We start from the raw sequence: 5,233 nt of genomic DNA, 5'->3' as shown, positions 1-5,233 counted from the left end.
CATCATCTGATCCTAAAGTAGCCAAAGTTGATGAAACTGGAAAAGTAACTGGTATCAAAGAAGGGACAGCAACTATTACTGCTACAACAGTAAATGGACTTGAAGATAGCTGTAAGGTAACGGTAACGAAGAAAAGACCTTCAGTAAATTATGAAGTGCATATTCAGGATATTGGATGGCAAGAAAGTAAAAAAGAAGGGGAAACTGCCGGAACAAGTGGAAAATCTAAGCGTCTAGAAGCGATTAAAATAAAACTTACTGATAACATCAGCTATAGTGGCAATATTGAATACTGTTCACATGTACAGGATATTGGTTGGCAAGACTGGGTAAGTAATGGTGAATTGTCAGGAACCAGTGGACAGTCAAAACGAGTTGAAGCAGTAAAAATTAGACTAACAGATGAGATAGCTAATTATTTTGATGTTTACTACCGCGTACATGTTCAGGAATTTGGCTGGATGGATTGGGCTAAAAACGGAGAAGCGGCTGGAACAGCGGGCTACAGTTACCGTATTGAAGCGATAGAAATCAAACTGGTTGAAAAAGGTGGAGAAGCACCGGGTGCAACTACAAAACCATATACACAGCATTATGCAGTATATTCAACACATGTTCAGGATTATGGATGGCAAGGAAATGTGTATGATGGAAATATAGCCGGAACATCAGGACAGAGCAAACGTCTAGAAGCAATAACAATATCACTTAATAATCAGCCATACAGTGGGAGTATCCAGTATCGAGTACATATACAGGACATTGGCTGGAAACAAAACTGGAGAACAAATGGGGCAAGTGCTGGAACCAGTGGACAGTCAAAGAGATTAGAAGCGATTGAAATCAAATTGACAGGTGAAATGGCTAATAAATATGATGTCTACTATCGAGTACACTGTCAGGACTATGGCTGGCTAGGCTGGGCAAAGAACGGAGCAAGTGCCGGAAGTGAAGGAATGTCAAAAAGACTGGAAGCAATACAAATAGTATTTGTAGAAAAGGGAGGAAAAGCTCCTGGAAGTACAAGCAATGCATTTTATAAAAAGTAGAAGATGAGAGATTTTCTCATCTTTTTTGCTTGAAAAATTAATGATTTTATTTATAAACTGATGAATCAATAATTTTTAAATAAGAATCTTTACCATGACCGATTCGTTGAATAATATGCAGGAATACTAATTTTTTTGTCGCTTTTGGATTGTAGTTTTCGATAGATTTAATTTTTCTCCTAACTCTCTTTGGCTGATTTTTGGATTTTCTTTTATTAACCATAACATTTTTCTATCTACATTATCTATATCACCTATAAAAATTTTGGTCATTATTTGATTGTCAATGGTCACCCTTTGGTCACTCTTGGTCACCTTTTGGTCACCATTGGTCACCCTCTTTATATGATGGTAAGTCATCTTTTGTAGGCCTATAGAAATTAACTCGAAAATCACCATCTAAATCTATTAATTCTGGTTCTTTTAATCCTCTTTTATGGAATTGAGCAAAAATTCGAGGTATACCACTTCCCCATTCTTCAATATATCGCATATAGGTAAATGCACTAGCTATAGCTCTATTTCTAACTTTAGAATATCCTTCTTTCATTTTTTCAATTGTTACCCCTTGAAGGAGCATACCAGGGGAAGTAACTTCTAAACGGTCATCGTACAAAGCAATTTGAATGTTTCCGGGATCAAGATAACTACGATGGGCGATAGAATTTACAATAATTTCTCTAATAGAGCTTTCCGGTATTTCATAAATGTCTTCACGGTATAATCCGTTAATCTTTGCTCCTAGATTTATTTTAGACAATACATATTTATAAGCCTCATCAATTTGATTTTGTAAAGAACCCTCAAACTCTCTACGATCTACAAAGATTTCTCTAGTTTTACCTTTGAAAACACCACATTGTATTTTAGTAGGAATACAATTGTTACCAGTAAGTAAGGCAAAAGCATTTGAGGGTAAAAGATTCCCATCCTTTTCTATAAGAATTCCCCATTTAATAAGCTGATTTTTTGTTATGTCTTTAATATTTTTTCTCTCATCATCATTTGCACAATTATGTAATGCAGTTTGTTTCAATGAAAGACATAGATTTTCAATATCTTGCTGATCGATTTTCATTCCATAACAAAGTGATTGATCAAAAAAGCGATTTTCACCCTCAAAAATTAATTCTTTAACCATATAATCATCAGCTAATCTAGTTGTTGCGCCAACTCTTATAAAAACATCTTGCTGGATACCTAACGATTTTATGTAATATGGTTTCTGGTATCCTATTGGTATTTCAACGACAATGACTGTTTTTTCATCTATTGTCTGAAGTGAAATTTCTGGAATAATGGTAGGATAACAACTATCAGATATAGCATTTGTAATTGCGTCTATTTTAGAGAATATATCATCATTATTGATTCCTGTAACTTTACGAGTTTTATCCTGGATACCAAAGATAATTCTTCCACCATTACAGTTTGAAAACGCAACGACAGTTTTCATATATTTTATGCTTTTTTCAGGTATTATTTCTTTATATTCAATTGTTTTGATTCGCTTAAAATATTCATATAATTGTTCCTCACATAATAAATTTTTTATATATAAAAAGTGCTATTTTTAATTTGTAATAATGAAATAATGATGTTATTTTTTGATATATTAATTATAGTCTCTTTTTTTAAAAAATAATATATTTTTAAATATTCGATTTTTATTTTTTGACAAAATGAGCTATTAACAAAATATGTGTATTTGCGGTATACTTATAGATAAGGAGGTGAGAGGATGAAAAAAATAATTGCAATTGTTTTGTCACTATTATTTGTTTTTAATACCGTAATTATTGATGTTAATGCCATTGATCAAAATGATGCAAACAACAATGAAACCAATATAATTGATGGTCAAGATGAAAAAGATATTGAGAATACAAATGAAATTGAAAATAGTGAAGAAACTGAAAAAAATGAGCTGTTAGATATTGATGAAAGTAATGATAAAGATTCTAATCTTGAAAATGGTGAAACTGACGATATAGATAATGATGGTAACCAGGAAATAGATGACAATATCGAAGAGCCAACAATACCTAATATTAGCTATAGTACCCATATACAAGATTTAGGTTGGCAAGATTACTCTGAAAATGGGGAAAACTCAGGTTCTACGGGACGTTCGAAACGGTTAGAAGGAATAAAAATTAAAATTGAAGATACAACAATCCCTGGAGGAATTACTTATTCAACTCACGTACAAGATTTAGGTTGGACGGGATATGTTAGTGATGATGAATTAAGCGGTACAACTGGAAAAAGTTTACGATTAGAAGCAATTAAGATCAAACTAACGGGTGAATTAGCTAATCAATATGATGTCTATTATCGAGTACATACTCAAAATTATGGCTGGTTAGACTGGGCATCTAATGGAAAAGCAGCGGGTAGTGCTACTTATAGTTATCGTTTAGAAGCAATTCAAATTGTATTAGTGAAAAAAGGGGAGAATGCTCCTGGAAAAACAAGTAAACCATTTGTTAGCCCAGGTAGGGTATATTATTCAACCCATGTACAAGACATTGGCTGGATGGCTAATGTAAGTGATGGAAAAACAAGTGGAACATCAGGTAAGTCAAAACAAGTAGAAGCATTTAAAATTTCGTTAGATAATTTTGACTATGATGGTAATATTGAATATAGCAGTGATGTAAAAAATAAAGGATGGCAGAATTATTGTAAAAACGGTTCAATTTCGGGAACTACTGGACAAAAATTACAAATAGAGGGAATTAAAATCCGATTAACTGGCGATATTGCAAATTATTACGATGTTTATTATCGGGTTCATGTTCAGGAGTTGGGCTGGTTGTCATGGGCAAAAAATGATGAAAAAGCGGGAACTAGTGGCTATGATTATCGGATTGAAGCAATTCAGGTTGTATTGGTAAGTAAAAACGGTGCTGCTCCAGGTGATACATCTAACGCTTATAAAACACCAGGTAATCTATATTATTCAACCCATGTAGAAGATTATGGCTGGTTAAATAATGTTGCAGATGGAAAAACAAGTGGTACTATAGGCAAGTCCAAAAGAGTCGAAGCTTTCAAGTTAAAATTAAGTGATTTAGGTTATTCAGGTAATATTGAATATAGTGCCCATGTTCAAAATATCGGTTGGCAATCATATCGTATAAATGGAGCGATGGCTGGTACTACTGGACAAAAGTTGCGAGTAGAAGCAATCAAAGTTCGATTGACAGGTGATATTGCAAATTATTACGATGTTTATTATCGAGTACATGTTCAAAATTTTGGCTGGTTATCATGGGCAAAAAATGATGAAAAAGCTGGAAGCGAAGGATTTAGTGCTAGGGTAGAAGCAATGGAAGTAAAATTAGTTTCTAAAGGTCAAGCAGCTCCAGGTGATACTACTAGACCATTCGTAAAAGGTGAAGATATTTATTATTCAACTTATGTTCAAAATTCTGGATGGAGTGGACAAGTTGCTAATGGTACAACAAGTGGAACAACTGGTCAAAGTAAAAGATTAGAAGCTATTAAAATTAGTGTTAATAATGCTAATTATGCTGGTAATGTTGAATATAGTGTTCATGTTCAAGATTATGGTTGGCAAAATTATACTAGTAATGGACAAATAGCAGGAACTATATCAAAAAGAATTGAAGCAATTAAAATACGCTTGACAGGGGAAATTGCTAATTACAATGATGTATATTATCGTGTATATTGTCAAAATATTGGTTGGTTAGATTGGACTAATAATGATAATCCAGCAGGTACTATTGGTGCAAGTTATCGAATTGAAGCAATTCAAATAAAATTATATCCTAAAGGAATTGGTGGTCCAGGTGTTTCTAATAAAGCTTGTTTAACATTTAAAAATAAGAATGGTTATTTAGTATGTTATAACAGCAATGGACAATTATGTGAAGATATTCAACAGCTTTATACATTGCAAGGGACATATGATTTACGAGTTAATAAAGCGACTAATGTAGTTACGGTTTTAGCACAAGATGGTAATGGTAAGAATACTATTGCATATAAACGTTTTGTTTGTTCAGTGGGACTTCCTACTCCAACCGGTGTTTACTACACACCTGCAAAATATCGCTGGAGAGAATTAATGGGTCCAAGTTATGGACAATATTCAACTCGAATTGTAAATGGATTCTTATTTCATTCAGTACCATACAATAAAATGAATATTT

The 5,233-nt window shown here is 33.1% G+C and carries 3 protein-coding genes and 1 pseudogene; 2 read left to right on the top strand and 2 right to left on the bottom strand.

From position 1 onward, the window contains the following. A partial coding sequence (locus J7M77_RS05185) for an Ig-like domain-containing protein (RefSeq protein WP_296876699.1) occupies nt 1-1,049 on the top strand: 1,049 nt, incomplete at its 5' end. A 126-nt stretch (nt 1,050-1,175) separates the two neighbouring features. On the opposite strand, the gene J7M77_RS05180 is transcribed toward J7M77_RS05185, so the two are convergent. Continuing rightward, nucleotides 1,176-1,364 carry a winged helix-turn-helix transcriptional regulator gene (locus J7M77_RS05180; protein WP_296876697.1) on the bottom strand — a complete coding sequence of 63 codons (189 nt, stop codon included), beginning with the start codon at nt 1,362-1,364 and terminating at the stop codon, nt 1,176-1,178. A 7-nt stretch (nt 1,365-1,371) separates the two neighbouring features. Then, nucleotides 1,372-2,547 (bottom strand): ATP-binding protein, encoded by a 1,176-nt coding sequence (locus tag J7M77_RS05175; RefSeq protein WP_296876701.1) that lies wholly within the window; start codon nt 2,545-2,547, stop codon nt 1,372-1,374. A gap of 243 nt (nt 2,548-2,790) precedes the next feature. Between J7M77_RS05175 and J7M77_RS05170 the strand changes: the two are divergent. Continuing rightward, a pseudogene (locus J7M77_RS05170) lies at nt 2,791-5,233 on the top strand (hypothetical protein); the annotation flags it as partial.

The organism is Thomasclavelia sp. (assembly GCF_017889095.1).
Taxonomy (GTDB): domain Bacteria; phylum Bacillota_I; class Bacilli_A; order Erysipelotrichales; family Coprobacillaceae; genus Thomasclavelia.
The sequence above is the reverse complement of the archived record's forward strand: the minus strand, read 5'-3'. Positions and strand labels throughout refer to the sequence as shown.